Source organism: Desulfosarcina ovata subsp. ovata (assembly GCF_009689005.1).
GTDB classification, from domain to species: Bacteria; Desulfobacterota; Desulfobacteria; order Desulfobacterales; family Desulfosarcinaceae; genus Desulfosarcina; species Desulfosarcina ovata.
In genome coordinates this window covers 7400967-7427069 of the sequence record NZ_AP021879.1, presented here as the reverse complement: position 1 = coordinate 7427069, position 26103 = coordinate 7400967, and the positions used below count along the sequence as shown (strand labels likewise).

At 55.9% G+C, this 26103-nt stretch carries 27 protein-coding genes, 1 tRNA gene and 2 pseudogenes; 10 read left to right on the top strand and 20 right to left on the bottom strand.

All coding sequences use genetic code 11. The annotated features are described in order from the left end of the window. Positions 1-15: 15 nt before the first annotated feature. The 5 genes from GN112_RS32550 to GN112_RS32530 all read right to left on the bottom strand — a co-directional run bounded on the left by GN112_RS32550 (position 16) and on the right by GN112_RS32530 (position 3598). Positions 16-936: a helix-turn-helix transcriptional regulator gene (locus tag GN112_RS32550; RefSeq protein ID WP_162459227.1), complete on the bottom strand. Its 921-nt coding sequence runs from the start codon at positions 934-936 to the stop codon at positions 16-18. Positions 937-1112: 176 nt separating this feature from the next. Beyond that, complete coding sequence (locus tag GN112_RS32545) at positions 1113-1829, bottom strand: enoyl-CoA hydratase/isomerase family protein (protein ID WP_155313928.1); 717 nt, start codon at positions 1827-1829, stop codon at positions 1113-1115. Between the two features lie 223 nt (positions 1830-2052). Next, a complete protein-coding gene (locus tag GN112_RS34735) occupies positions 2053-2250 on the bottom strand; it encodes a hypothetical protein (protein WP_155313927.1) in 198 nt (65 codons plus the stop codon). A gap of 279 nt (positions 2251-2529) precedes the next feature. Beyond that, positions 2530-3051 carry an O-acetyl-ADP-ribose deacetylase gene (locus GN112_RS32535; RefSeq protein ID WP_155313926.1) on the bottom strand — a complete coding sequence of 174 codons (522 nt, stop codon included), beginning with the start codon at positions 3049-3051 and terminating at the stop codon, positions 2530-2532. 52 nt (positions 3052-3103) lie between these two features. Continuing rightward, a complete protein-coding gene (locus GN112_RS32530) occupies positions 3104-3598 on the bottom strand; it encodes an FmdB family zinc ribbon protein (RefSeq protein ID WP_155313925.1) in 495 nt (164 codons plus the stop codon). 557 nt (positions 3599-4155) lie between these two features. Here GN112_RS32530 and ndk point away from each other — a divergent pair. Both ndk and GN112_RS32520 read left to right on the top strand, forming a co-directional pair. Further along, positions 4156-4575 (top strand): nucleoside-diphosphate kinase, encoded by a 420-nt coding sequence (gene ndk / locus GN112_RS32525; RefSeq protein WP_155313924.1) that lies wholly within the window; start codon positions 4156-4158, stop codon positions 4573-4575. After that, entirely contained in the window at positions 4572-5354 is a 783-nt protein-coding gene (locus GN112_RS32520; protein ID WP_155313923.1) for an RNA methyltransferase, read from the top strand. Before ndk ends, GN112_RS32520 begins: the two co-directional genes overlap by 4 nt. Positions 5355-5410: 56 nt before the next feature. On the opposite strand, the gene GN112_RS32515 is transcribed toward GN112_RS32520, so the two are convergent. The 11 genes from GN112_RS32515 to GN112_RS35010 all read right to left on the bottom strand — a co-directional run bounded on the left by GN112_RS32515 (position 5411) and on the right by GN112_RS35010 (position 16789). Further along, positions 5411-6907, bottom strand: coding sequence for an ATP-binding cassette domain-containing protein (locus tag GN112_RS32515; protein ID WP_155313922.1), 1497 nt, complete (start codon positions 6905-6907; stop codon positions 5411-5413). Between the two features lie 29 nt (positions 6908-6936). Further along, entirely contained in the window at positions 6937-8019 is a 1083-nt protein-coding gene (gene leuB / locus GN112_RS32510) for a 3-isopropylmalate dehydrogenase (protein WP_155313921.1), read from the bottom strand. A gap of 111 nt (positions 8020-8130) precedes the next feature. Then, positions 8131-9441, bottom strand: coding sequence for an ExeA family protein (locus GN112_RS32505; protein WP_162459226.1), 1311 nt, complete (start codon positions 9439-9441; stop codon positions 8131-8133). Positions 9442-9462: 21 nt separating this feature from the next. Then, positions 9463-10470, bottom strand: coding sequence for a TAXI family TRAP transporter solute-binding subunit (locus GN112_RS32500; protein WP_155313919.1), 1008 nt, complete (start codon positions 10468-10470; stop codon positions 9463-9465). A 434-nt stretch (positions 10471-10904) separates the two neighbouring features. Then, positions 10905-11084 carry a FeoB-associated Cys-rich membrane protein gene (locus GN112_RS32495; RefSeq protein WP_155313918.1) on the bottom strand — a complete coding sequence of 60 codons (180 nt, stop codon included), beginning with the start codon at positions 11082-11084 and terminating at the stop codon, positions 10905-10907. Positions 11085-11159: 75 nt separating this feature from the next. Continuing rightward, entirely contained in the window at positions 11160-13367 is a 2208-nt protein-coding gene (feoB, locus tag GN112_RS32490; protein WP_155313917.1) for a ferrous iron transport protein B, read from the bottom strand. 2 nt (positions 13368-13369) lie between these two features. After that, positions 13370-13606, bottom strand: a complete 237-nt coding sequence (locus GN112_RS32485) for a FeoA family protein (RefSeq protein ID WP_155313916.1) — start codon at positions 13604-13606, stop codon at positions 13370-13372. A 146-nt stretch (positions 13607-13752) separates the two neighbouring features. Then, the gene (locus GN112_RS32480; protein ID WP_155313915.1) at positions 13753-14892 is read right to left on the bottom strand and encodes an SO_0444 family Cu/Zn efflux transporter; all 1140 of its coding nucleotides are present in this window, start codon (positions 14890-14892) and stop codon (positions 13753-13755) included. Positions 14893-14924: 32 nt separating this feature from the next. Next, the gene (locus tag GN112_RS32475) at positions 14925-15302 is read right to left on the bottom strand and encodes an ArsR/SmtB family transcription factor (protein WP_155313914.1); all 378 of its coding nucleotides are present in this window, start codon (positions 15300-15302) and stop codon (positions 14925-14927) included. Positions 15303-15481: 179 nt separating this feature from the next. Continuing rightward, a complete protein-coding gene (locus tag GN112_RS32470) occupies positions 15482-16141 on the bottom strand; it encodes a class II aldolase/adducin family protein (RefSeq protein WP_155313913.1) in 660 nt (219 codons plus the stop codon). A 285-nt stretch (positions 16142-16426) separates the two neighbouring features. Then, positions 16427-16789: a TraR/DksA family transcriptional regulator gene (locus tag GN112_RS35010; protein WP_155313912.1), complete on the bottom strand. Its 363-nt coding sequence runs from the start codon at positions 16787-16789 to the stop codon at positions 16427-16429. 430 nt (positions 16790-17219) lie between these two features. On the opposite strand from GN112_RS35010, the gene GN112_RS32460 reads away from it, so the two are divergent. After that, a tRNA-Arg gene (locus tag GN112_RS32460) sits at positions 17220-17295 on the top strand. A 207-nt stretch (positions 17296-17502) separates the two neighbouring features. Here the strand turns inward: GN112_RS32460 and GN112_RS32455 are convergent. Beyond that, a pseudogene (locus tag GN112_RS32455) lies at positions 17503-17700 on the bottom strand (DUF4277 domain-containing protein); the annotation flags it as partial. A 327-nt stretch (positions 17701-18027) separates the two neighbouring features. After that, complete coding sequence (locus GN112_RS32450; protein ID WP_155313910.1) at positions 18028-18618, bottom strand: PEP-CTERM sorting domain-containing protein; 591 nt, start codon at positions 18616-18618, stop codon at positions 18028-18030. Positions 18619-19233: 615 nt separating this feature from the next. Here GN112_RS32450 and GN112_RS32445 point away from each other — a divergent pair. Next, a complete protein-coding gene (locus GN112_RS32445) occupies positions 19234-20313 on the top strand; it encodes a 3-deoxy-7-phosphoheptulonate synthase (protein ID WP_155313909.1) in 1080 nt (359 codons plus the stop codon). 46 nt (positions 20314-20359) lie between these two features. Here the strand turns inward: GN112_RS32445 and GN112_RS32440 are convergent, their stop codons facing one another. Both GN112_RS32440 and GN112_RS35515 read right to left on the bottom strand, forming a co-directional pair. Continuing rightward, positions 20360-21346 (bottom strand): YcbK family protein, encoded by a 987-nt coding sequence (locus GN112_RS32440; protein ID WP_162459225.1) that lies wholly within the window; start codon positions 21344-21346, stop codon positions 20360-20362. Continuing rightward, positions 21294-21470 (bottom strand): annotated as a pseudogene (locus GN112_RS35515) (hypothetical protein); the annotation flags it as partial. The gene GN112_RS32440 and the pseudogene GN112_RS35515, both read right to left, overlap by 53 nt. 151 nt (positions 21471-21621) lie before the next feature. Here GN112_RS35515 and GN112_RS32435 point away from each other — a divergent pair. The 6 genes from GN112_RS32435 to GN112_RS32410 all read left to right on the top strand — a co-directional run bounded on the left by GN112_RS32435 (position 21622) and on the right by GN112_RS32410 (position 26090). Then, the gene (locus tag GN112_RS32435; protein ID WP_155313907.1) at positions 21622-21906 is read left to right on the top strand and encodes an integration host factor subunit alpha; all 285 of its coding nucleotides are present in this window, start codon (positions 21622-21624) and stop codon (positions 21904-21906) included. Continuing rightward, positions 21896-22696 carry a glycosyltransferase family 2 protein gene (locus GN112_RS32430; protein ID WP_155313906.1) on the top strand — a complete coding sequence of 267 codons (801 nt, stop codon included), beginning with the start codon at positions 21896-21898 and terminating at the stop codon, positions 22694-22696. The genes GN112_RS32435 and GN112_RS32430 overlap by 11 nt, the downstream gene beginning before the upstream one ends. 7 nt (positions 22697-22703) lie before the next feature. Then, entirely contained in the window at positions 22704-23606 is a 903-nt protein-coding gene (locus GN112_RS32425; RefSeq protein WP_155313905.1) for a lysophospholipid acyltransferase family protein, read from the top strand. 142 nt (positions 23607-23748) lie between these two features. Then, a complete protein-coding gene (locus tag GN112_RS32420; RefSeq protein ID WP_155313904.1) occupies positions 23749-24006 on the top strand; it encodes an acyl carrier protein in 258 nt (85 codons plus the stop codon). 30 nt (positions 24007-24036) lie between these two features. Continuing rightward, a complete protein-coding gene (locus GN112_RS32415; RefSeq protein WP_155313903.1) occupies positions 24037-25275 on the top strand; it encodes a beta-ketoacyl-[acyl-carrier-protein] synthase family protein in 1239 nt (412 codons plus the stop codon). Next, complete coding sequence (locus GN112_RS32410; RefSeq protein ID WP_155313902.1) at positions 25272-26090, top strand: lysophospholipid acyltransferase family protein; 819 nt, start codon at positions 25272-25274, stop codon at positions 26088-26090. The genes GN112_RS32415 and GN112_RS32410 overlap by 4 nt, the downstream gene beginning before the upstream one ends. The last annotated feature ends 13 nt before the right edge of the window (positions 26091-26103 follow it).

Sequence of the window (26103 nt, the reverse complement as noted above, 5' to 3'; positions counted from 1 at the left end):
CCGATGACACGTCGGCTATGGAGGATCCCGCTGCACGGCAACGGGCTGGCCACTATCCATAGAAAGCAGGGTCGATCTCAGATTGGTGCCTTTTCTTTTCAATCCCAGCTTCATCCGGATGCGATAGCGCACGGCTTCAATGGTGCGAACAGACAGCCCCAGAATAACGGCAATATCTTTTGTGCGCTGCCCCTCCTTGACCAAATTGGCCACCTGAATCTCCATGGGGGTGAAATTCATGTAATGGCCCGACATTCGTTGGGTCAATGGTGAAATGATTTCATTGAGGTTGGATTCAATCAGGTTGAGATAAGTGCGCTGACGGATATCCAGACGGCTGGATTTGAGTTTCTCGAGGTAGGGCAGAATCAGGCTTTTTGCGTTGGTCAGCATCGTCTCCTTCATCTCCAGCCGGTCCGCTTCCCGTTCTCTGAGCAGCACTTCCAACGCCGTGTTGACTTCAGAGAGGCTATCGGTTCGCTCCTTCAGAGCCATTTTGGTCCGAACCAGATCGCGGCCCTCCTGAAAACTGACGAGCAGGTGGCGGATTCGGCCCACGCGGTCGGAAACAACGGAAAGTGTCAAAAGGCCGGAGACGGCTCGGCCGTCCCGGCGCAGGAGTTCCGGCTTGATCTGAAAACGCTGTTTTTCGCCGGCCTGGAGCTGCGCCATGACAGCGACAAGCCGACTGCGTTGATCAGGAACGATCAAATCCGTCAAACCGTGTTGCCGCAATGCGGACGCCTGATATCCCAGCAAGGCACACAGGGCACCATTGACCCGGACAAAACGACCGTCGGGAAACGTAACGGCCAGCCCGATATCTATCTGGTCGAAAAAGGCGCGCAGGATCTCATCCCCTTCCGTAAGCGCTGCTTGCGGAAGGGGTTCGGTGTCCCTCCGTCGGGAGGACGAGGACCTGCGGTTCCGACCCATCGGTGGAGAATCCGGTTTAGAAATGGTCTGTGTGGGTAAAGGCATCGGCTTCACGACGTTGGGGCGCCCCTCCCATCTTGGCGGGATACCCCATTGGTACTCTGCGCCCCTTTGTAACAACCGGAAACGCCCATTTTGGCACAGATGGCCGGCAGCACGCGCACATCGACGATGGATCAACCGATGTTGAACTGTCCGGATTCGATATAGGGAACATCCGTAATATCGAGCGCGTGCACAATGGGCTGATTGAGCCGCTTTTTCATTTCGGCAACCACCGGGCGCCGTTTGTTGATGGCCATGGCAAACGCCCGGGTCTCCGCCATGAGGGCCTCCATGGGCAAGGCGTTGTGGACGATGTGGTGTTCCACACACTGGTTCGCCGTCAGCCGCACACCGGTGTATTGCATATATTCGACCATGTACATGGGCATGGCTTTTTTCAAAATGGCATTCATCCCCGGCAGAAACGGAATCCCCAGGTCCACCTCGGGAAAGCAGAAAAATCCGCGGTCCGAGCGCATGAACCGGAAATCAAACGCACAGCACAAAATGGCGCCGCCGGCAAAGGCGTGACCGGAGATGGCCGCCACGGTGACCAGCGGATAGGTCACCAGGCGTTTGAACATCCGGTTGAGCAGATAGAAGAACGCTTTGGCCCGGGCCAGGTCGTTTTGCTGAATCACCGGGACAATCCATTCCAAATCGATGCCGTTGGAGAATATTTTCTCATGCGCGGAGGTGACCAGCAGTGTGGTCGCATCCGTGGTCGTTTCGACCTCATCAAGAATATCCAGAAATGCATTGAGAAAATCGGGATTGAACCGGTTTTCGCCATCGCTCAGGGTAACGGTGGCAACATGCTCATCTACAGCGAAATCCACCCGTGTCATGGGCTGCTCCTCATATTCTCGTGCATCGGTCGATGATTGAAAAGGTCGAGCCGCCTTTTTGACAACGCAATGCCTCCGTCAGCAGGACGCCTTTTTGCGGTCGGGGATGAAAGATTTATAGCAGGGCAGGCGTGGTGCTGCAAGATAAAGCGATGGATCGTTGCCGCAATATAAAAAAGGCGACCCGATCAGGTCGCCTTTGTACGGTAATGGTCTGTCAGGATCAGGCGCAGCAGGATCCTTTGGTACCGCAACTGGTGCATCCGGCACCAAAATCGATGCCGCAGTCCAGCTTGAAGCCGTACTGGTGGAAATCCACCTTGATCGGTTTGGCTTTTTCAAGAAAATCAGAATTGACGATAAACTTGAATCCATCAACCTCAAATTCCGTATCCGTGTTTGCCGGCTCATCCAGAGCCATGGCCAGACCAGGCCCCCCTCACCCGCCTTCGTTAAGAAAAATGCGGATCGGTTTGGCCTCTTTTCCCTTGAAGTATTCAGCAATCTGCTGAACTGCCGGTTGGGTAACCTCGAACATGATGCCCTCCTTGAAAGCGTATTCGGCCCGTATTTATTCAGGGCCGGAAATCCCGATTCAGGTTTCAGTCATTGAACTTAACCATGACGATCGGATTTGTCAATTCCAATTGCAAGGCGTATCGACTGCCGTGATACGAACAACCCTGCCGCAACGTGCCGACTACCCCGCATGGTTCTTCAGGTATTGGGAATAAACCGCCAGATCTTTATCAGAAAAAAGCATGAAAACAATCTTTTCAATGGCCTCGTTGGCCGTGATGAATGCGGCGCAGGTGTCCACGGCAATTTTGCAGGCTTCATCAATGGGATATCCGTAAACCCCGCAACTGATGGCCGGGAAAGCGATGCTGCAGATCCCATGATCCCGGGCCAGTATCAGGCTGTTGGTGTAACAGTTGGCCAAAAGACGCGGGTCCTCAGGGCGGCCGCGGTAGACCGGCCCCACGGTGTGAATCACGTACCTGGCCGGCAACCGGTAACCCCGGGTCAACCGGGCCTCGCCGGTGGGGCAGCCCCCCAGGGTCCGGCATTCGGCCAGCAGCTCCGGTCCGGCAGCCCGATGGATGGCGCCATCCACACCGCCACCGCCCTTCAGGGTTTGATTGGCTGCATTGACGATCGCATCCACGCTCAGTTGGGTAATGTCACCCTGCCGGGTTTCCAGTCGACGAGTCGGATCCATGGCATAAGCCTTTCGTATAGGTTACGTTCTCCCTCACCCCTCTGCCTGACCATCACAAATCGTAAAGCGTCTCGTCCTTAATGGGAGCCGGCCTGGTAGCACGCCCGCCCTGGCCCTTTTTTTCGGGCAGGATAAAGGGATCCTCCGATTCCAGAAGATCGCCCATCTCCGCCTCGACCTGCTCGGGATCGTCGCCGCGCTCCATCCTCCGCAAAGCCTCCTCCATACCGGCCCCCAGTTCCATGCCGGTCATATCGGTCAGTTTGCGCATAAGATCGGCCGCTTGGCGGGGGTCGTCCTCGTTGATCCGCTCCGCTTCACTGGAGAGCATTTGCATGGCCTTTTCCATTTTGCTCTCGTCAAAGGGCAGATCATCATCATCACCGCTCTCCTTGGCCTTGCCGGTAAAGGCAAACGCGGACATCTGCCGCTCCAGTTTACGGGTCTTGCATTTGGGGCAATCCGGCTGTTTGTCGGTGTTGATGCGACGGGAAAAGAAATTGAACAACGTATTGCAGTCCGGGCAGTAAAATTCGTAGATCGGCATAACGCTTCATCCTGACGGTCGTTTATATCAGTGTTTAAGATAATGTTTTTGGCAAGGCCATAGGGAGGAAGCTGTATAATCCATACCGCGACGACCGATAACGTAGCCCAAAAACATTATTTTGAATGCTATAGGAACGGGATCGCGCCGTTGCCCTTGGTCAGCGCTCTTGCCGCGGCCCGTCACCGGGACGGCATGGCAGCGGTTCAGCGCCTGGGCGAACGACGACTAACAAACTGTTTATGTTGAAAATGGACGCATAGGTTGAACTGTTCGTATAATAGGTCGCCAAAGCACGGCTGTCAACCGTCCAAAGTCCGGTTTGAGAAGTTCGGGGTGATGAGATAAATCATGACAAATCAAATTGTTGAGAAGCGATCCGGCACTCCCGGGAGGGGCTGCGGGTAGCGGTTGACTTGGTACCGGCCTTCTGCTATGGCAGCCACGAACCGGCGCCGCGGGCAGAAGAATATGGCGCAAAACACTGCATTCAACCGACGCGCAGCCGTGCCCACGACTTGGTCCGCCGCCCAGAATCCAATGAAAGGAAATCAACCATGCAGAGAACCTTATCCATCGTCAAGCCCGACGGCGTCGCCCGGGGCCTGATCGGCGATGTGGTCAAACGGCTGGAAGCCAACGGACTGACCATCATCGCCATGAAAATGATCCACATGACCAAAGCCCAGGCCGAAGGGTTTTACGCCGTCCATCGCGAACGCCCCTTTTTCGGCAGCCTCACCGATTTCATGTCTTCGGGGCCGGCCGTGGTCATGGTGCTCGAAGGCGACGATGCCATTGCCCGCTACCGGGACCTCATGGGGGCCACCAACTACAAGGATGCCGCCGAGGGAACCATCCGCCGTGATTTTGCCACCGATATCGAAAAAAACGTCGTCCATGGCTCCGATGCCCCGGAAACCGCCGCATTTGAGATCGGCTACTTCTTCAACGCCTTTGAAATTACCGCCCGATGACCGTCGGCATCGTCCGCGATAACATCTCCATCGTCCTGCAGCGGCCCCGGTATCCTGAGAATATCGGGTCCGCTGCCCGGGCCATGTGCAACATGGGGTTTACCCGCCTGATCGTTGTGGAGCCGGGCATCTGGGACAACGCCCGCATCCGCCGGCTGGCCACCCACACAGCGGGCAGCATTGTGGACCGCATCCAGCGTTTCTCCTCCCTGGAGGCGGCCCTGGCACCCTTTGGCCATGTGGTCGGCACGACCGCCCGCCTGGGCGAACAGCGCCCGGTGATCAAATCACCGGATTTTCTGGCACGCGGCCTGATCCCCATCGCGCACAACAATCCAGTGGCCATTCTTTTCGGTCCCGAGGACCGGGGGCTGACCAACGAGGATCTGAAACACTGCCATCAACTGGTCAATATCCCCACTGTGGATTTCAGCTCGCTCAATCTGGCCCAGGCGGTGATGATCATCTGCTACTGCCTGGCCACCGCCGATCAGGCCGATCCGAAACCGCTGACACCCCGCTTGGCCAAACGCGTCGAACTGGACCAGATGTACGGTGAGCTGACCGCCGCCCTGATGGAGATCGGCTATGTCAACCCGCAAAACCCCGACTACTGGATGGTCCGCATCCGTCGTTTCTTCACCCGGCTCTCCCTGCGTGCCGGCGAGGCCAGCATCGTCCGCGGCATCTGCCGGCAGATCCAGCGTTACGGCGTGCGCCGCTACACCGAAGGGCTGCGCGACGGGCAGTGCGATGGCAAGCCGATTGACGAAGGATAGCCGGACGCATCCCTCAGCACTAACGCTTTCAGCCCTGAGCCTTAAGCATCCACGTTCTATTCATCGTTTCTGACCGGTCCGCAGGCAACCACCCGACCCTGATCCAGCGCCAGGCGGTGTGTCGTGCAATGGGGGATCTCTTCCACATGGTGGGAAATAACAACCAGGGTGGTGGACTGCGCCTCACCAATGCCCTCCAACAGGTCCAACACCCGGCTGCGATGAAGGGCGTCCAGCCCGGAGAGGGGCTCGTCCAGGATCAGCAAGCGCGGCGATTTGACCATGGCCCGGGCGATCAGAATCATCTGTCGCTGCCCCTGGGAAAGCTGGTTGAACGGCTGGTCTGCCAAACCCGACAGCCCCATCCGGCCCAGCCACTGACGGGCGGTGGCAGCCTTTTCCGCGTCCACATGGCGGTACAGCCCCACCGAATCGTAAAACCCGGAGCAGACCACGTTCAGGGCGCAGACCGGTTTCTGGTACGCGGCAGCCAGATCGTGGCTCACCACCCCAAGCTGACGGCGCGTCTCTCCCAGTGTCTGGGCCGTTCCCCGATCACGCCCGAACAGGCGAATGGCGTTGGCGTACACCTGAAGGCAATCCCCGGTAACCAGTTTCAGCAGGGTCGATTTGCCGGCCCCATTGGGACCGGTGATGGCCCAGTGCTGGCCCTCGTTGACCGACCAGGTCAAGCGGTCCAAGACCACATGGTCGCCGTAACGCACCGTAACCGCCTGCATCTCGATCAGTGGCCGGGCGGAAGGCGGCTTTGCGCCGTTGGGAAGTGGCGGAAAGCGTTTCTCCCGAGGATTCGCTTTTTCAGGGTAAAGCGGCGGTTGCCCTGCGCGGTCCAGCGGTTCGGAGCGGACAACCCGCCCATCGTCGATGGCCAGCAGATGGGTCATGGCCGTGGGCAGTTCCGCCAGGCGGTGAACAATCAGGAGCAGGGGTAGCCCCGTGGTGGCCAGGCCATCGAGCATGCCGATCATCGCCTGGCGGCCCGGCATGTCAAGACCTTCGAAGGGTTCGTCGAGCACCAGCATCCTGGGCTGGCGAAGCAGCTCGCGGGCAACCAGCACCCGGCTCATCTCCCCCGTGGAGATGGCCAGGAGCGGCTTGTCCAGCAGATGCTGCAAATTGCAGCAGCGGACCACATCGGTCAGCTGGTTTTCGGGGACATGGGTTGTTCCAGGGGCAACGGACCGGCTGACCAGCAGCGCTCGCACAGGTGTGGCCTCGGTAAACCGTCCGGCAAAATCCCGACTCAAGGCCAGGCGCTGTTCCCTACGCCACAGATCCCGCCGGGCATCGCTGGCCACATAGGCGATGGCCTGGGTCGGTCGGAGGTCACCAAAGGCATGATAATGGATCTTGCCCCGGACCACCGGAAGTAGACCGGCAATGGCCTTGGCCAAGGTGGTTTTGCCCGCCCCGTTGGGACCGACAAGGGTCCACTGCTCGCCCGCCCGGATACACCATGACAGACCATCCAGAAACCAGCGGTCACGCAGCCGGACGGTAATATGGTCAACGGTAATCAGCGGCGGGTTCACCGGAAAAGCGCCTTGCCCTGCCAGCCGGCCTATTGGCCGCCATCGAGGTGGCGCACCACCGCATCGGCCATCTCCCCGGTGCCTATGGCCTGTCCGCCGGCAGCGATATCGGGTGTACGGATGCCTTCGGCCAGTACATGGGCCACGGCATCTTCAATCGCATCGGCCGCGTCACCCCGTTTGAGGCTGTAACGCAACATCATGGCCGCCGAAAGGATCTCGGCAATGGGATTAGCAATGCCTTGGCCGGCAATGTCCGGTGCGCTGCCGCCGGCCGGCTCATACAGGCCAAACCCACTTTCGCTGATGCTGGCCGATGGCAACAGGCCCATGGAACCGGTGATCATGGCACACTCGTCGGAGATGATATCGCCGAACATGTTGCCGCACAGCAGCACATCGAACTGGTGCGGATCCTTGACCAGCTGCATGGTGGCATTGTCCACATAGATATGGCTCAATTCCACATCGGGATAGTCTTTGGCGATCTCCTTGACCACCTCCCGCCACAGCACCATGGTGGTGAGCACATTGGCCTTGTCCACCGATGCCACGCGTTTGTCGCGCAACCGTGCCGCGTCGAATGCGGCCCGCGCAATCCGTTCGATCTCCCGGCGGGTGTAAACCATGGTGTCGAATGCCCGTTCATCGGGGCCGCTGCCCTCGCGGCCCTTGGGCTGCCCGAAATAGATGTCGCCGGTCAACTCACGGACGCAGAGAATGTCGAACCCTTCGCGGACAATATCCGGATGCAGGGGGCTAGCTGCGGCCAGCGCGGGAAAAACCTTGGCCGGACGAAAATTGCAGAACAGGTTGAAGTGTTTGCGCAGGGGCAACAGGGCTCCGCGCTCGGGCTGTTCGGCCGGCGGCAGGTGCTCCCACTTGGGGCCGCCCACCGATCCGAAAAGGATGGCATCACTGGACTCGCACAGGGCCAGGGTGGTATCGGGAAGGGCCTGGCCATGCCGGTCGATGGCAATTCCGCCCACATCGGCAGACTGACAGGTCAGTTGAAAGTTGAATTTTTTCTGAGTGGCCTCGAGAACCGTAAGGGCCGCTTCCATCACTTCGGGACCGATGCCATCACCGGGGAGAACAGCAATTTTAAACATGTACAACCATCCAGATTAATTTAGAATGTTAAAGAAAGTGCGCGATAATAAAAGGTTGTCCGGACTTTGTCAATCGAATCGTCTGCCAACCGGCGTATGACCCCACCCGGGCTACCGCTTTTTCAGCAGCCAATCGATGGCCGCCCCCGGATCGGGTGTTTCGGCTGTCGAAGCCGTGAAGTCATCTTCCTGAGGCGGAGCATCGATCGCTATCGGCCGCAACGATTCCACCCCTGCGGTCTCACGCGATCCGGGAAAATGGAGTTCGGGCGGCGGCGTTGGCGTCAGCAGCGGCAGTTCGGCCACCACCGGCGCAAAATCAACGGACTCAAGACTGATCGGCGCCAGGTTGTCCTCTGCATCGGACCGGGGTATCGGGTCGATGGTAGGCGCAGGGCGTTCAAAATAACGCCAGAAAAGGTCACCGATCCACTGTCCGGCGCTGTTCTTCCATTGCACCGGCGCGCAAACTGCCGCTGTGATCAGGACGATCAGGATCAGGGCGGCCATCCTCCATGGGGAGGCAAGCCAGCGCGATCGCCGCTTCAGGGGAGGACGGTAGTGTTGCCTCGGCGCAGGTGCGCGCACATTGTCCGGCATTTTTCCACCCGCTGTATCCACCGCAAAGGAGAGTCGTTCACGGCACTGGACGACCACTTTCCGGCTGATGGTCCGCTGGCCTGTCTGGGAGGAAAAAAACATGGCCAGGTCAGAAATGATGTTGATCTGGCGGGGAAACCCGTTGGAAAATCGGTAAACCTCTTCCATGGCCGCACTGGAAAAGATTTCGTACCCGGCACCGGCGGTGTTGAGGCGATGGCGGATATACTCGGCGGTCTCCTCCTGATTCAACGGATCAAGGTTGTAGGTAATCGTAATCCTGCGCATCAACGCCCGGTTTTCCGGCTGCAGCAGGATGGAATTGAACTCGTTCTGACCGACGAAAAAGATATTGAGCAGTTTGGCGTCCTGCCGTTCAAGGTTGGACAGCAGGCGAATCTCCTCCATCAGGTCTTGCTTGAGCCGCTGGGCCTCGTCAATGAGTAGCAGGACCGATTTTTTCTCCTTGTAGGCATCGTCGAGAAAACGGCTGAAAGGCTCCAGAAAGTCACTCTTGGTACGCACGTCAATGGGCAGGCCGAAATACCGTGAAACCATACGGTAGAAATCGTACTTGCTGAGTCCCGGATCAGGCACTTTGGCGGTGTATGCCCGGTCTTTGATGTCGGCCACCAGGCGATTGATCAGGGTGGTCTTGCCCGTTCCCACATCACCGGTGAGCAACAAAAAGCCCTTGTTGTCCATCACCCCGTATTTGAGGGTTGAAAGGGCCTCGCGGTGCGTTTTGCCCATCCACAGGAAACTGGGATCCGTGGTAATCTGAAAAGGTTTTTTCTTCAGCCCGTAAAAGGATTCATACATGGTCGTTTCCATTTTGGCGGGTCATGGGCGAAATACCGTTTGGATCGCTTTGGCAACCGGATTGGATGGATTGGCGCGCAGCGATGGGTTGGCCCGTAAATCGACCGGTGGAATGTAACCGGTGACGCAATCATAAGGCCGCCAGCCTTGAACATGGCCATCCAGGTCGACGGTCTGCCATTTGGGATGTCCGTTGGCCTTCAGCCAGGACAGGTTTTCCCGGATCAGATAGGCCAGTTCACCGATGGCGTCGCAGTGGTAGTCATGAAAATTATAGGCCACCAGCACTGTTCCGACAGATACGGTTTCCACATCGGCAGTCTGCCAGGCATAGGTGCCGGCGGGAATTCGGGCCGCCGGATAGAAGGAACGAATCCCCTTGTGGATGATGGAAACCAGATGCAGTCGGTCAGCCGGTTGGATATCCGTCACCAGTCGTTTCACCGGAATCCCGTCAATAACCAGCATGGCGTCCAGGGTACCGGCCTTGAGGGCGGCGAGTGCCCGGGCATCATCGAGAATGAACAGCTTCCGGGGCGTCACGCCGACAATCTCAAAAAGCAGGCGACTGGTCAGGTAACTGCCGCTCTCCGGAAGGCCGATCCCCACGCGTTTGCCCGAAAGATCGCTGAAATGCGATACGGTGTCACTGGCCAGCAGGTGAACCTCCTGTTGGTAAAGCGGATAAACCCACCTGACGGTTTTTTCAATCCGGGCCAATTGCGGATCCGCATTGAACTTGGACACAAAGGCGAGCACATCGGTCTGCACGATCCCCAGATGATTTCCCGGGCGCTGGGATACGGCAAAAATATTTTCAACCGATCCTTTGGAGGGGCAGGCGGCCAGATGCAGGTTGTACCATTTGGATAGGTCCTTCAGATCCAAACCGATATGATAGGCGGTGCTTTTTCTCCCGCCCGTCGTAATTGCCAGGAAGGTCTGCTCTTTTTCCGCAGACAGGGCAGGATGAAACAACGCGAGCAGCAACACGATCCCACCCGTTGCCCCTGCCACGCATCGTTTCATCTTTTTTGGCCTCACTGCCGGCTTAGGATCGGGGATGAAATTAATTGAACGTAATTGCGCCGGACTTGTGTCCGTCTTCAAGGCGCATCAACGGTTGCATAGCGGGAGTATGTGGCCGTTGATGCAACGCGGAAGACGGGCGCAAGAACAAGCAATTTCGTTTAATTAATAAAATTCCCGATCCTTAGCCATTTTGGATGGATGGTCATCAACATGATGAGTTGCCCGCGTTTGCGACCACCCAAAATGAAATTTCGTCCGTCATCTGGGAAGACGGAATTTGATACTGATGGATTACGCGTCGTTAGAAGTCGGATGATAGGAGAGTAATGATTCCGAGTCAATACAAAACCCGGTACCGATCAGGGTGATCGCATTTGAATGAAAATCCGGTTAATATAATCAAATCTGATGGGCTCGTAAAAAGTTGCCGTTCAATCGGCTGAACGGTTTGACGGGGTGTCCCCGGGCAGGGGTGGATCGCAGGAATCGGCCAGGCTGCATCCGCTGCAGCCACAGGCACAATTTTCCTTGCGGATGAATCCTCGGTAAAAAATACGGGCCACATAGATGGCCGCAACAATAACAATCCCACCAACGATGAATGTCTCCATAATTACAAACCTCTACTCATAAATGAATCAAGTGTTGGGGTAACCGTTAGCATCCCGTCCCCCCCCCCAGGCACATCAGTACCCCAGGGCGCTGCCAACCTGGTAAATCCCGACCGCCAGGAGAAAGGCCAGGGATGTATTGAAGATCATCGAAAAGATCCCCCAGCGCCATGAGGATTCTCGGGCGATACAGACCACTGTGATAAAACAGGGGGCGTAGAACATGACAAAAATGATCACGCTCCATGCCGTCAGGACACGCCACCCGGGTTCGGCAACCAGCCGGGCGGACAGGGAGTCGCCCCCTTGCACATCCACCGCCCCCAATGAATAGGCGGTGCCCAGGGTGGAAACAATCACCTCCTTGGCGGCAAAGCCCCCCAACAAGGCAATATTGGTACGCCAGTCAAAACCGGCCCAGCGGGAGACGACTTCAAGCGTGCTACCAATGCGACCGGCCAAACTATGGCGCAGGGCCTCGGCCGACTGGCGGCCCTGGACAACCAGCAATTCGCTTTTCAACCGGGCGGCGTCGGCGGAAAGGGAATTGTCTCCAACCGCCTGTTCCAGTTCGGCGACCACTGCGGACGGTGCCGCGGCAATGATCTGACTGCGCTGGGCAGCGTAGGTTTCAATCTGGCCATCGGGCATCCGGGGGAAGGTCATGGCGGCCCACAGCAGAACGGAAATGCCCAGGATAACGGTTCCGGCCTTTTTCACATATTGCCACGTCCGCTCCCAGGTGTGGATCATCAACCCGCGGAATGTCGGCAACCGGTAAGGCGGCAGTTCCATCACAAAAGGGGTCGAGGGTCCCTTGACCACGGTCAGGCGCAGTAATTTGGCCGCCAGGAGGGCACCGCTCCAGGAAATTAGGGTCAGGATGAACATCATCCGCGCCTGGTGAGCCGGGAAAAAGGCGGCGATCAATAAGGCGAACACCGGCAGCTTGGCTCCGCAGTTCATGAACGGGGCCGTCAGCAGCGTGGCGATCCGCTCTTTGGGCGAGCGCAGGGTCCGGGTGGCCATCACCCCCGGAACGGCACAACCGCCGGCAATGCCGCCTGAGACGATATAGGCCATGACCGAGCTGCCATGCAGGCCGAACATCTGGAACACCCGGTCGAGCATGAAGGCCACCCGCGCCAGGTATCCCGAGTCCTCCAAAATGGCGATGCCGAAAAACATGAACAGAATCAGGGGCACGAAACCGAGCACTCCGCCGACCCCGTCGATAATCCCGGAAACGATCAGGGATTTGAGCAGTCCGTCGGCAAGCTGGCCGGAAATGGTATCGGCCAGCCATTCGAAAAAGGATTCACACCAGCCCACCGGTACTTCGCTGTAAGTAAAGACAAACTGGTACAGGGCAAGGAGCACCCCAAACATGATCAGCGGACCGGCAAACCGGTTTACCAGCACCTTGTCGATACGATCGGAAAGAAAGAGCCGGTTCCGGTCGTGGCACTCCTTGAGAATGCCCTGTTTGAGCAGGGAACTGATGAATCCGTAGCGATGATCGGCGATCATGGCCTCCGGGTACGTCTCCAGGGTCTCCTCGATGTGCGCGCTGACTTTTCGCGTCACCGCCTCCAGCTGGTCGGAAACCGCTTTGTCCGTGCTTCTCCCCTTTTCAAGGATCTGGGCATCATTTTCCAGATACTTCAAAGCAATCCAGCGGGTCGGATAAAGCGCTGTGAGAAAGGCGTTTTCAGATATCAGTGGTTCCATCTCCTGGATCGCGGTTTCCAGGTCGCGGCCGTAGGAAACCCGTAAGGGCTGCGGCCGGGGAGCCTCGGCGACACGCGCCACGGCATCCATGAGCGCCTGTTTGCCCAGCCCGCTGCGGGCCACGATGGGAATCACCGGCACCCCCAGCAACCGGGTCAGCTTCTGATGATCGACCTCAATGCCGCGGCTGCGGGCCACATCGATCATGTTCAGGGCCACACAGGTGGGGATTCCCAGCTCAAGGAACTGGATGGTCAGATAGAGGTTGCGCTCCAGGTTGGATGCATCGACAATGTTGATGGTCACCTGCGGGCACTCGTTGACCAGAAAATCACGGGCCACGACCTCTTCAACACTGTAAGCGGTCAGGGAGTAAGTGCCGGGAAGGTCGACGATGTGCATGTCGTGCCCGTTTTGCACATAGCGTCCCTCCTTGCGGTCCACGGTCACACCGGGGTAATTGCCCACATGCTGGCGGGACCCCGTAAGGGCATTAAAAAGGGTGGTCTTCCCCGCGTTGGGGTTCCCACCCAGAGCAACACAGATATTCATCGCTATCCGTCAATCTCCACTTCGATGTGGTCGGCTTCGTTGTTGCGCAGGGTCAGAGTGAACCCCTTGACCCGCAGGGCCACCGGGTCATAGAGCGGAGCACGCCCCTGGATTTTGACAAATGTCCCCGGAACCAACCCCATGTCCCGGATGCGACGCCCCAGTTCACCACCGACCTTGACGCTGGCGATGGTGCCTTCCTGATTGACCTGCATCTTACGAATATTGATCTTTGTCATGGGTTCGCCTTGCTGAGATAATTTTGTGCTTCGTAAAAAGTTTGGTATTCCAAACTTTGACAGGAGTCAATAAAAAAATAAGGCATGAAGATTAAAATACGCCGTGCTTTGTTCGTTTCCGACCCCACGGGTCAGTGGCTGCAGCCTCAAGTACTGCCAGCACAGTGCTCCGGCGCCGCCAGGGAGCCATCGCCGGTTGGCCCAGGCCGCCTCCCCCCATCAGGAAAACGGCTGCGCAGAAAGTGCCAGACGGGTTTGACCGACAGCACCAGGATAATCATGGCACCGGCCAGTTCGATGGCGTAAGGGATGCTTTCCCCGGCCTGCCCCACGATAGCCCGGGCGGAAATACCCAAAACATGGTAGATCCGGTCCACCAGCAGGCCGAAACCGACTGCGCAGACAGCAATCGCCGTCAGGTAGATGGCGGTGGCCCGGCGTCCCAGCACGCGGGTCAGCACGGTAAGCGAGGTCACGTTGGTGGCCGGACCGACCATGAGAAAAACCAGGGCCGCTCCCGGGCTGACCCCCTGCAGGATCAGGGCGGCGGCGATGGGGGTTGAGGCGGTGGCACAGATATAGATCGGAATTCCCACGCCAAGCATGATCAGCATGGCGCTGAAACCGCCGCCCATGTAACGGCTGAAAACCGATTCGGGAATCAGTTCGGTGATGGCGCCGGACAAAAGCAGGCCAAAGAGAAACCACAACGCCAGATCCCCCCACACATCGGTAAAGGCAAAGCGCAGACCGGCTGTCACCTTTTCCCCAAAACCGTGGTGCCGGCGATGGACATCGGGAGCGCAGTCGACCCCGTCACAGCATCCATCCACCGGGCAGGAGAGGTCCGGGACCACCGGGCGGAACATATCGGGCCGGCCCAGCAGATTCTCGGCAATGCCGGCGGTAAAGGCCGTGAAAAACGCCGCCACCGGCCGCATGACGGTCATGATCGGATCCATCAAGGCATAGGTGATGGAGATGGAGTCGACACCCGACTCGGGCGTGGAGATCAGAAACGAGGTGACCGCCCCGTTGTTGGCCCCCTGTTTTTTCAGGGCGGCGGCAGCCGGCAGCACCCCGCAGGAGCACAGGGGGATCGGAATCCCCATCAGCGAGGCCTTGAACACGGAACGGAAGCGGCCCTCGCCCAGGTGCGTGGCCACCGCCCCGGGATTGAGAAACACGCGCAACAGGCCGCTGACCAGCAGGCCGAAGAGGATAAAGATCGAGGATTCCAGCAGGATATTCCAGGATTGCAGCAAAACGCCCAACAGCAAATTCATTTTCCGTCGCTCCTGTTTGTTATTCGCCTTTGTTATTCGCCGATGTGGTCCAGCCCGATGGATACCAGGTCCAGCACATGCGCGTCGTCCAAAGCGTAATACAGCACCTGTCCGTCGCGCCGGGCACGTACCAGGGCCAGCTCGCGCAGCCGTCGCAGCTGGTGGGAAACGGCCGACTCGCTGATTCCCAGAAAGGCGGCGATATCGCAAACGCACATCTCCCCTCCGCGCAGGGCCAGGATGATGTTGAGCCGCGTGGGGTCCCCCATGATCTTGAAGGTCAGGGCGAGACGTTGCAGATTTTCTTCCCGGATACGCTCCGCCCTCGCCCGGGCCACCCGTTCCAGATGAATCACCCGAACGTCACAGGTTTCCGATGTAAAGACCGGTTGTATTTTCTTGTTTGCCATTACCCCTCGCCAAATATATGAATATCTGTTCAAATATAAAGTCACACACCGTCATGTCAAGCGCAAGTGCGATCCGATCGCAGCTCTTATGCGGTCAACACCGGCTTCATCAAAAAAAACCGGCCAAACCGCCATTGGCGGGAGGCCGGATTGATCAGCTGTCGATTGAAACCCGGAAATTACAGTGAACGCGATTCGCGCAATGCACGGACCTTGCGGAGGGTATCGTCGGGCAGGGTCGTCACCGGCTGGCCGGTGGCCAGGGCGTGGTAGTATGCCTGGGCGGTCTTTTCGAGCAATTCGGCGTTTTTCCAGGCCTGGTCGAGAGTGGCCCCCAGATTCAGGGCGCCGTGGTTTTTCATGATAAAGCAGTCGCATCCATTGGTAACGGTCTGCCTGACCGCCTGGACCAGCTCGGGGGTGCCGGAAAAGGCATAGGGGATCACGTCCACCGTCTCGCCGATGGCCAGGGCCACTTCATCGAACAAGGCCGGAATGGACTGGTTGATCAGGGCGAATACACTGGCAAAGGCCTGATGGGTGTGCACCACAGCTCCCACATCCGGACGGACCCGGTAAATTCCTGCGTGCATGGCAGTTTCAATGGAGGGTTGATGCTGCCCGGCAACGGGTTTGAGATCGAAATCGACCACGCAGATGTCTGTGGGGGCAAGTTCCATGTAAGGTCGGCCCGAGGGGGTGATCACCAGTACCGGCTCACCGGGAATACGCACGGAAACGTTGCCACCGGCACTGAGCAGTGAGCCGAAATAACCGTGTTCGCACAACCAGCGGCAGCAGCGGATAATGTCTTTGCGTGGCTGAAGGTATGGATCCATGAGTCCTCCCTGAAAGTCAGTTATCACTAACCGACTTTCTCAGGCTATTATTCTTAGGGCCCGTCCCATTAGCGCTCTGATAGGCGCCTATAGCACTTATCTATTTAACGAACTCGCATAAAAAGGATAATTGATAGGCTATGCGACTTCAAGAATTATTTGAATGCTGCAGTGAATAGCGGTTTATTTTAATTTTACCGAGTCTCTTAAATGAGGACTGAGGGAGAAGTCGGTGGTCTTCCATATCGATCAATGCTCATGCTTGGAACCACGATTAAACACCAATTAAGCCCCAACCATTATTTTCTCTTTTTCCATCTGATTTTGACAGAATATACAGTATCTTGCATCAGGAATAGCTTTTAAACGTCCGATGGATATCTCTTCCTCGCACGCCTCACATATCCCATAGGTTCCCTCGTCAATTTTCTGCAACGCTCTCATAATATTTTCTTTGTTTAAGCCTTCTCGGAGCAATCTGCAAAATGCATAATCCATTTCGGTTTGAAGAATCGCCTTGTCGAGGGTATCGGACAATGTTTCCGATGTATTTGCCCATTTTTCGAGAACTTCGTTCGTATTTCGGGAAAGATTGTCCAGCAACTGGGTGAGATCTTTTTTAATCTGATCGATATCATTGGATTTCATCTGATTGAAGCTCCTGTTCTTTTTTGATTGTTATTCAAACCGCCTGGATCTGGCAATCCCTTAAGTTCATCAACTGTATATAGAGGAACGTTTTCAAAATCAGAGCCTTTCTGGATCGTGTTCCAGAAGAACAATCTATCGGACGTGTCGCGATATTCTGTAGCCAAAAAGGGTTTGCATTTCGTTAGATTTTCATTAAGATTCAAATAGTTCAATTTTACGAGATAAACTCACCGGGAAAGGGATATGAAGATAGGATCGTCCAGGCGGTTACGCCAACCGATGGGGTAAAACGGTTTGATAAAGCTTGGAAAAAGGCTTGCAAAGACGATAAGATTGGCCTAAGACACTTTCACGATTTCAGGCCACAAGAGAAGGTCCGTATTCGACCGCTGCAATATATAGCAACGCACTGTCTTAAATATATAAAGCCCCCGTAGCTCAGTGGATAGAGCATCGGATTCCTAATCCGTGTGCCGCAGGTTCGATTCCTGCCGGGGGCACCAATAAGAGCAATTGCTTAGCGAAAATCTTTAAGTCCTTTTCTTTTTGGCGACCCCATAGTCCACCCCCACCTCTCTCCTGTTTTTGACAACATCAGTCATTTCCCAGGTCACAAGGGTCGACGTGATCTACAAAAAAACCGGGCCACCAAAAGGCAGCCCGGCAATAAAAAAAAAGAAAGATGAAGCAACACGGGGGGTTGGGTTCCGTATGGCTCGCCCCAGATTGGAATCGCAGAATCGTTCCGGTTCGATGTCGGCAAGCAGGAGCAATACCGTGTCTTTTTCCTCGAAAAATTCGGTCAACCGGTAAAATGGCGTTCTCCCGGATAGTGTGTCGAGGACCATGGCGAAGATCATCATGCCTGGACTCACTTCCATTTGTGTGCCGACCTTTTGATCGTCGGTTATAAACGGCGGTCCCTGCCCCTCCTTTGTGCCTGCGGTGTCAAAGGCGGGGTTAGCGTATCAACAACCAGTTGAAATATCTGCATGTTTATTATTCATGGAAATACAATATGTTAACCCGGACATACCATTGATTTCACAGGATAAAATATTGTCAAAAACCAATACGTTTAGGTGCGGAATGTAGGTTGCGAGAACATTCAGGCAATGGTAAATCAATAAACAATGAAAGCCTTTTTTCTGTTTTCAGATAGGGAAACAAGAACGACCCAACCGTTCCTGATCCGGAATTCTGTTCATTCAAGGGGTTCGTTTTATATAAGGCGGTTAGCTTTTCTTGAATATCTTTTTGCGGGATACACCTGCGAGGCCGACCAAGCCACTGCCGAAAAGAAACATGGTTGCGGGTTCGGGGACTGGAGCAGTCTCATATGTGCCAGTCAGTTTCGAATAATCAAGGTATGCTGTGGCTGTACTATTGGAATTATACACAGCAATGGTAACATCAAGCAACCCATCATCATTGAGCCAGTCAATATCAAGTACTAATTCGTATATAGCCCAATCGATTTCACCGTCTCCATTGATTTGGATCCATGCTGTCCCATCAAAGGCAATTTTAGAATACTCACTAAAATCCCAAATAACATATTTACAAAATTTTAAAACACTATCAGTTATGTCATATACAAAAGCAAGCTCCAAAGTTGCTTCAATCACCAATTCACCAGAAGCAAGATCAACATCATCGTTAATATCATGAATGTAGCTTAGTGGTGAAGATGAAGTGATAACAGCCGTTCCTAAGAAATCATCAAAATCAATCGTATCTTCGAAGGTGTATTGAGTAGCTGTAGCGCTCCCAGAAAATAAGAAGAATGATAAGAAGAAACCAAGAATAGATAAGTTTTTTTTCATATTTATCTCGCAGAGGAATTAGTAATTGATTGAATTTAATTTTAATGTTTTAATTATTTTTTTTAAAAAATTATGTATTTCCTTTCCTTATAAAATTTAAACCACTTTATTCTGTACTCTTTGCAACTCACAAATCTGATATTCAGATTGCCAGGAACATTTCAATTTTAGATTGTCGCTGACGGCGTATCGTGAATGACACTGAACCCGTTTCACCAACGGTATTCAATGTTTATGCCAACCGCAATCTTATTCCTATAATACGCAATTTCTCTTTATTATTTAGGACATTTTGTATGATCCGTTTTCATAAAAAGGAAACTTGGTAGCGGTAGCTATGTAATAAAAGTCATAGATTGTAGGTAAGTATGTATTTTTTTCACTACAAGAAAAATTTGTTGGGATTTTAATTAGCGGGCAATCGGTTAATGAGGCATTTCATTTAAACCACAATAGTTTGTGAAGGATAAAAAAAACCGTTCACCGAGAAATGCTGCAAATTGCCTTAGCCGATTGAGTTGCCTGTGGGATTGTGGTAGAGGGTGGCGCAGTGGGGGCAACCCGCATTTCTATCAATCAATTAGCGTCGGACCATCGATTGGATAAAAGCATAAAATGAAAAAAACCTATGACTTAAATGTCCTTAAACGCACGTCCATTATTACGCCGGATCAGCTCCGCGAGGAATTCCCGATGACGGAGAAGGCCACCCGGACCGTACTTGACAGCCGCCAGGAGATCAAGGCGATCCTGGACGGTAAGGATCAGCGACTGCTGATCATCACCGGGCCATGTTCCATTATCAGTCATCGGCAAGCCGTGAGATACGGGGAATTGCTGGCGGAGCTGCAGGAAAAGGTGAAACCAACCATCAAACTGGTCATGCGGGTCTATTTTGAAAAACCGCGAACCAATGTGGGCTTCAAGGGACTCATCTCCGACCCCCATATCGACAAACAAACCTTTGATATCGACGAGGGCCTTCGCAAAGCCAGAAAAATCCTGATGGACCTCAACGAAATGGGCGTGGCCTGCGGAACGGAGATTCTGAGTCAGACGGCTGCCGAGCGTCTCTCCGGTCTGATCGCCTGGGCCTGCATCGGCGCCCGGACCACCGAGTCCCAGAATCACCGCGAGTGGGCCAGCGCCTTCTCCATGCCGGTGGGATTTAAAAACGGCACCGACGGCAATCTGGGCACGGCCATCAACGCCCTGCTGGCAGCCTCCACGCCCCAGGTTTTTATCGGCAACGATCCGTTTGGGGTCACCTCCAGGGTGTTTTCAAGTGGCAACAAGTACTGCCACATTGTCCTGCGCGGCGGCAAGCGTCCCAACTACGACCCGGTGAGCATCAGTGAGGCGTGTGAAATGCTGGCCAACCATCCGTCACTGCTGCAGTCCGTGATTGTCGACTGCTCGCACAAAAACTCCGGTAAGGACTACCGCAAGCAGGGAGAAGTATTCAATCATGTGCTGATTCAACGTATCGGCCACACCAACGGTATTCACATCAAACCCAATAAAGCCATCTGCGGCATGATGCTGGAAAGTAATATCGAGGCCGGCAAGCAGGCGTTCGTCTACGGAGAAACCAGAAAAGAGGATCTCAATCCGTTTATCTCCATCACCGATGCGTGTATCGGCTGGGATGAGACCGAAGAGATTATTCTCACTGCCCATCGGCAGCTGAAATGACAACCGGCTCTCATGCCACCCCCATACGAACCGGGATGAGAACGGCTCAGGGCATACGGATTTCAAATTCAGGCGTGGATACGCTTTCCGGCATTTTATCCCATAAGCCATCGCAGAAAGCGGCCCGAATCCGGTAACATCCCGGGCGGATATCCGCTGGCAGCCGTCCGTCCAAGGCGGCCATCTGGTCGATATCGCTAAACTGCCCGCAGCCGGCGGCATCCGTGGGTCCCACATCCACTTTGATCGGAATCGCCCCATCGGCACCATCCGGTTGCTCGGCAGGAACCAGCCAGAACGCCGCCCGCACCCCGATGGGAAAGGCCGTCATTCGGATGAACCGCAACCGCACCAGCCCTCCGGGGCGGTATGCATCATAATCGGTAACCACACCGATCAGCTTGTTGTCATCGGAAAGCCCCGAACCGACTCCGGAGGTCTTCTCGTCCCAGAATCGCGCCGGTCCCACATCCACATGCACGGTCCGTCCGTGATAATACCCGGCGCCACCAAACCCGAGACCCCGTATGGTTTCCCATACCCGTTTCGAGTCAACCCCCTGAATGACAATATCGGCGGCCATGCCGTACTGATGCAGACTGGCCTTGGCCGCCAGCGCCCCGCGCTTACGTAAATTGGCGTTGTATTGCGGAGCCCGATAACCGGAGGTGATGGTCAGCAATGCGCCAGGTTTCAGGCGGTCCTGAAGAAAATCCAGAAATTCGATCAGGCGCAGCGACAAGACAGGTCGTGCTGGATCATGGGGTGCGCCAAAGACGCCGGCAATGGCCTTGAGCGCATCGGCGTCATACTGTCCGTCCGCCTGGCGGTAACATCCGCTGAAGCGCTTGCTGTTTTTCTCGCTTACCAGTTGAATAGCACCATCGCCACTGTGGAAAAACCGTGTTGGTTCGGTGGCACAAGCCGGTGCCGCCATAAAGCCCATGATGATCAGCAAAAAAAGAGAGCGCGCACGGTTTTTAAGAATACGGCTGACGGGAAGTGATCCGTCTGCACAGCAAAAAAATGGCATGCGAAAATTCCTCCATGAGGGAAATAAACAGGTCCGGTTTGTCCATGTCATACCCGTAAATCGTCCTTTTGGCAACGATGGCCCGATTGTCGATTTCCGGCATCGTCGCACCATTAAACCCTTTTTGAGAAAAGAAGTGGGTGGTTTACCCGATCAATCCCACATCCATGTAATTGTCATCCCATACCAAGCCATTGACAATATATGAAATCTTTGCCAATTTAAATCAGCCTTACCGACTGTTTTCACCATTTTCAAAACCGGAGCATGATCGCATGGCATTGACCAAACAGGATATCGTTGAAAAAATCTGCGGGAAGCTGGGATTTCCCAAAAAACAGGCCACCACAATAGCAGAAGCTCTCCTCGAACTGATCAAATCCAGCCTGGAATCCGGTGAGGATGTCCTGGTGTCCGGTTTCGGCAAGTTCTGTGTGAAGAAAAAAACGGAACGGAAAGGGCGGAATCCAGCGACCGGTGAAGATGCTATTTTGCCCGCCCGGCGGGTGGTGACGTTCAAATGTTCCGGAAAACTTCGGGATAAGGTGAATGGAATCTGATTGGGTTCCAAAAACAGGCACCGGTTACCCCAAGCGCCCGATTAATCGTTCCTTTCCCCGGTCATCGTTTGCCGTCGTCATCCCGGTATACAATCATGGCCGCACCGTCACGGCAGTGGTCGAGCGCACCACCGCCCTGGGATTTGCCGTTTTTGTCATTGATGACGGTTCGGAAGATCTCGACACCCGGACGCTCGAAAAGATATCGGGCGTCCATTTGCTGCGCCATGGGCGCAACCGCGGCAAAGGCGCAGCCCTGGTCACCGGGTTCACTGCCGCCGCCAGGGCCGGTTTTGCCTGGGCCATTTCGCTGGATGCCGACGGGCAGCACCTCCCCGAAGAGTGTCTGTCCCTGATCAACGCCATCCCGGCGGGTACCCGGCCGATCGTCGTCGGTCAGCGCACGGGCATGCTGGGCGCCGGGGCGCCCTGGACCAGCCGATTTGGCCGCGGGTTTTCCAATTTCTGGATCCGCTGCTCCGGTGGGCCGTCCACCACCGACACCCAGAGCGGGTTCCGCATCTACCCCCTTCCCGAAGTGCTCAACCTGGACATCAAGGCCAGGCGCTATCAGTATGAGCTGGAGGTACTGGTCAAGGCCGCATGGCAAAAAATCCCGGTGATCGAAACCCCCATCAGCGTCATCTACCGGCCCGAAGGGGGCCGGATTTCCCATTTTCATCCGTTCTTCGATTTTCTGCGCAACACCGGCACCTTCACCCGCCTGATCGTAAGGCGGATCTTCGGCCGCCATCGCAAGGTTTTCCCATGTACCGCCAGGGAGCAGTGATTCCAGTATGCAGCGGATCTTCTATCAATGTCTCACCGTGATGGCCTGCATCGTCGGCCCATGGTTTTTCGTGCTCCTCTCCCGGTGCGTGGCCGCTGGCTATTTTCTCTTTTTCCCTGCGCGGGTAATGATCGGCGTGCGCTTTTACCACGCCCTGTTTCCCGATCGCGGCACACGGTTCCACCTGGGCTGCACCTGGCGGCAGTTCCAGAATTTCACGTCCCTCTTTCTGGACCGCTTTCTGCTTCAGACCGGCCGTACCATCGACTACACCTTCGCCGGCCGCGAGCACCTGCTGGCCGCCCTCAAGCAGGGCAGCGGCGGGATCATCCTCATGTCCCACATGGGCAACTGGGAAATCGCCGCCCACTTGCTGCGCCGCAGCATTTCCGACCTGCCCCTGATGCTGCTCATGGGCACGCGGGCCAAAGACGAAATCGAACGCCTGCAGAAAAAAGACCTGGCCGCTTCGGGCATCCGCATCCTTGCCGTGGATCAGGCGGCCGGATCGCCGTTCAGCCTGGTGGAGGCGCTGTCGTTTCTGAGAGGCGGCGGATTCGTTTCCCTGGCCGGGGACACCATCTGGCAGGCCGAAGAGCGCACCGTGGCGGTCGAATTTCTGGGCCATACGGCCAGGCTGCCTGAAACGGCCCACACCCTGGCCATGGTGTCGGGTGCGCCCCTGTTCATTTTTTTTGCCTCCCGAAAGGATCGAAGCCAATACCACTTCAGCGTGTCGGCACCCATCGTCGTGCAGGCTGCATCGCGCCAGGCTCGCGGCGAGGCCATCCGGCGCTCGGCCCAGGCCTATGCAGACCGGATGCAGTCCCAGTTAAGGGCGTCGCCCTTCGAATGGTACCATTTTGAACGCTTTCTCGAACCCGGATCGCCAAACCGGCCGACAGACTGAAATTGCTTTGAATTCAAACCGGTTTTCCTGTATACCAGCCCGGTGAACAAACCACTCGAAAATCACAGGAAAAAGAAATGTCAGCCGGATCCGCCAACCGTGGCCATCGCGTTTTGGGGTCCATCAGGAATGAAAAAGAGATATGACGCGCACCGAAGTCACCGGGAAACTGCTGGACATCTTCTCCCGGCAATTTGAAATCGAAGACATAGGACTGAATGACAATCTGCGGGAAGACCACGAATTTGACAGCATCGATGCCATCGAACTGCTTCGTGAAATCGAAATCATGCTGGACACGCCGTTGACCCGCGAAGAGAAAAAAAAAGCCATGGATATCCTCACCCTGGACCAGATCGTGGATTATGTGATGGATCTGGCCAAGGCCCGGGCCGCCTGATCCCCTGCCGCTTTTGGATGGATGTTGCCGATGAATAGAAGAGTCGTCATTACCGGATGCGCCGCCATCACCCCTATCGGGCACGGCAAGGCGGACATCGTTCAATCCATGCGCCAGGGCACCTCGGGCGTCAAACCGCTACGTAGTGACGGGCTGCTGACCGACCATATCCATTCCGGCGTCTACGGCACGGTAGATTATCCGATTGCCTACGAATTCAAACGCAGCAACCGCAAAACCATGGGTCCGGTTTCCTACTACGCCTGCCAGGTGGCCAAAGAGGCATTGGCTGAATCAGGACTCAGCCCCGATTTCATCACATCCGGACGCCTGGGCGTCGCCTTTGGTTCCGTGCACGGCAGCCCCTCGGTACAACGCCAGATTTACCGGACCTTTTTCGACGGCTCGGACAGCCGGCTCTCCAGTGTGGGGGCCGTGGATTACCTCAAATCCATGGCGCACACCACGGCAGTCAACATTACGCGCATGTTCGGCATCACCGGCCGGGTCATCTCCTCATCCACGGCCTGCACCACCAGCAGCCAGTCCATCGGCTTCGGCTATGAGGCGGTCAAGTTCGGTCTCCAGGATGCCATGCTCTGTGGCGGCGCCGACGAGTACGACACGACCACGGTGGCCGTGTTCGACAACCTTCTGGCCTGCTCCACCGATTACAACGACCGGCCCCACCTGACGCCACGGCCCTTTGACAAACACCGCGACGGTCTGGTGGTGGGCGAAGGGGCCGGTGCCGTGATTCTGGAAGATTACCAGTCGGCAAAAAAACGCGGCGCCCCCATTTTAGGAGAAATCATCGGATTCTCCTGCAACAACAACGGCGGCGACCTGATCCTGCCCAACAAGGACGGAATCGTGCAGACCATCCGGCTGGGACTGGAAAATGCCCGGGTGGCCCCCGAACAGATCGATTTTGTCAGCGCCCACGCCACGGCCACCAAAATGGGCGATGTCATCGAGGCCATGGCCATGGGCGAGGTTTACGGAAAAGAGCCTCTCGTATCGGCACTGAAAAGCTATATGGGCCACACCATGGCTGCCTGTGGGGTAATCGAAACCATCCAGACCCTCTATATGATGCAGGAGGGGTTCATCGCGCCCACGCTCAACCTGGAAACCGTGGACAAGCGTTGCGATGGGGTCCGCCACGTACAACGGTTGACCGATGCGTCGATCGAAATCGCCGCCGTGCAAAATTTTGCCTTTGGTGGCGTCAATACCTGCCTGATCCTGAAACGGGCCGGCGAATGAACCCATTGCGGTCCCGTACAGATGAGCATCGTCCATCGGCTTCCGACCGGTACCGATGGGTCATTGACCTGGGGATCACCCTGCTGCTATGGGCCTATTTCACGCTCGGGTTTCTGGTGTTCTTTGCACCGCTGTATCTGCTGGCCGCCGTCGTGCCGGCAACCCGAATGACGGCCTTTCAATGGCTGAACCACGGGTTCTATTGGATTTTTTTCCGGCTCTGCCGGTTATTGATGCCGCGCCAGCACTGGCAGATCGATGCGGCGGTAAAGGCCATCCGCGCCTCGGTAATCGTGTGCAACCATGTCTCCTATATCGATCCGATCCTGCTGATTTCGCTCTTTCCCCGGCACACGACCATCGTTAAGGCACGGCTGTTCAAAATTCCCATTTTCGGATGGATGCTGGGGCTGACCGGCTATATCCCCTCGGCTGCCGATCATCACCTGGCCGACGTAATGCTGCGGCGCATGGAAACCCTGTGCACGGACCTGGCCCGGGGCGCCAACCTGATCGTTTTTCCCGAGGGCACACGCAGCCGGGATGGCAGCATCGCCCCGTTCAACACCGGTGCCTTCAAGATTGCCCGGAGCTGCCGGATGCCCATCCATGTGATCGTGATCCGGGGTACCGAGCGGCTGTTCACACCGGGCCGGTTCCTGTTCAACACCCTTGCGGTGAACACGATCTCGGTGATGTCGGTGGGACACATCATGCCCGACTACAACGCACCGGGATTTTCCCTGGCCGGGCTGATGCATGAGGTCCGCCAGCAGATGGTGACGGCCATGGCAAGGCCGGCAAACGGAGCATAAGCGCGTCAATCGT

Excerpts from the sequence above, each read along its gene's own strand:
- feoB (WP_155313917.1), bottom strand. The coding sequence starts at position 13,367 with ATGAATATCTGTGTTGCTCTGGGTGGGAACCCCAACGCGGGGAAGACC.
- GN112_RS32485 (WP_155313916.1), bottom strand. The coding sequence starts at position 13,606 with ATGACAAAGATCAATATTCGTAAGATGCAGGTCAATCAGGAAGGCACC.
- GN112_RS32535 (WP_155313926.1), bottom strand. The coding sequence starts at position 3,051 with ATGGATCCGACTCGTCGACTGGAAACCCGGCAGGGTGACATTACCCAA.
- ndk (WP_155313924.1), top strand. The coding sequence starts at position 4,156 with ATGCAGAGAACCTTATCCATCGTCAAGCCCGACGGCGTCGCCCGGGGC.
- GN112_RS32415 (WP_155313903.1), top strand. The coding sequence starts at position 24,037 with ATGAATAGAAGAGTCGTCATTACCGGATGCGCCGCCATCACCCCTATC.
- GN112_RS32470 (WP_155313913.1), bottom strand. The coding sequence starts at position 16,141 with ATGGATCCATACCTTCAGCCACGCAAAGACATTATCCGCTGCTGCCGC.
- GN112_RS32410 (WP_155313902.1), top strand. The coding sequence starts at position 25,272 with ATGAACCCATTGCGGTCCCGTACAGATGAGCATCGTCCATCGGCTTCC.
- GN112_RS32500 (WP_155313919.1), bottom strand. The coding sequence starts at position 10,470 with ATGAAACGATGCGTGGCAGGGGCAACGGGTGGGATCGTGTTGCTGCTC.
- GN112_RS32475 (WP_155313914.1), bottom strand. The coding sequence starts at position 15,302 with ATGGCAAACAAGAAAATACAACCGGTCTTTACATCGGAAACCTGTGAC.
- GN112_RS32520 (WP_155313923.1), top strand. The coding sequence starts at position 4,572 with ATGACCGTCGGCATCGTCCGCGATAACATCTCCATCGTCCTGCAGCGG.
- GN112_RS32545 (WP_155313928.1), bottom strand. The coding sequence starts at position 1,829 with ATGACACGGGTGGATTTCGCTGTAGATGAGCATGTTGCCACCGTTACC.
- GN112_RS34735 (WP_155313927.1), bottom strand. The coding sequence starts at position 2,250 with ATGGCTCTGGATGAGCCGGCAAACACGGATACGGAATTTGAGGTTGAT.
- GN112_RS32420 (WP_155313904.1), top strand. The coding sequence starts at position 23,749 with ATGACGCGCACCGAAGTCACCGGGAAACTGCTGGACATCTTCTCCCGG.
- GN112_RS32530 (WP_155313925.1), bottom strand. The coding sequence starts at position 3,598 with ATGCCGATCTACGAATTTTACTGCCCGGACTGCAATACGTTGTTCAAT.
- leuB (WP_155313921.1), bottom strand. The coding sequence starts at position 8,019 with ATGTTTAAAATTGCTGTTCTCCCCGGTGATGGCATCGGTCCCGAAGTG.
- GN112_RS32435 (WP_155313907.1), top strand. The coding sequence starts at position 21,622 with ATGGCATTGACCAAACAGGATATCGTTGAAAAAATCTGCGGGAAGCTG.
- GN112_RS35010 (WP_155313912.1), bottom strand. The coding sequence starts at position 16,789 with ATGAAATCCAATGATATCGATCAGATTAAAAAAGATCTCACCCAGTTG.
- GN112_RS32505 (WP_162459226.1), bottom strand. The coding sequence starts at position 9,441 with ATGTATGAATCCTTTTACGGGCTGAAGAAAAAACCTTTTCAGATTACC.
- GN112_RS32550 (WP_162459227.1), bottom strand. The coding sequence starts at position 936 with ATGGGTCGGAACCGCAGGTCCTCGTCCTCCCGACGGAGGGACACCGAA.
- GN112_RS32450 (WP_155313910.1), bottom strand. The coding sequence starts at position 18,618 with ATGAAAAAAAACTTATCTATTCTTGGTTTCTTCTTATCATTCTTCTTA.
- GN112_RS32445 (WP_155313909.1), top strand. The coding sequence starts at position 19,234 with ATGAAAAAAACCTATGACTTAAATGTCCTTAAACGCACGTCCATTATT.
- GN112_RS32440 (WP_162459225.1), bottom strand. The coding sequence starts at position 21,346 with ATGCCATTTTTTTGCTGTGCAGACGGATCACTTCCCGTCAGCCGTATT.
- GN112_RS32430 (WP_155313906.1), top strand. The coding sequence starts at position 21,896 with ATGGAATCTGATTGGGTTCCAAAAACAGGCACCGGTTACCCCAAGCGC.
- GN112_RS32495 (WP_155313918.1), bottom strand. The coding sequence starts at position 11,084 with ATGGAGACATTCATCGTTGGTGGGATTGTTATTGTTGCGGCCATCTAT.
- GN112_RS32480 (WP_155313915.1), bottom strand. The coding sequence starts at position 14,892 with ATGAATTTGCTGTTGGGCGTTTTGCTGCAATCCTGGAATATCCTGCTG.
- GN112_RS32425 (WP_155313905.1), top strand. The coding sequence starts at position 22,704 with ATGCAGCGGATCTTCTATCAATGTCTCACCGTGATGGCCTGCATCGTC.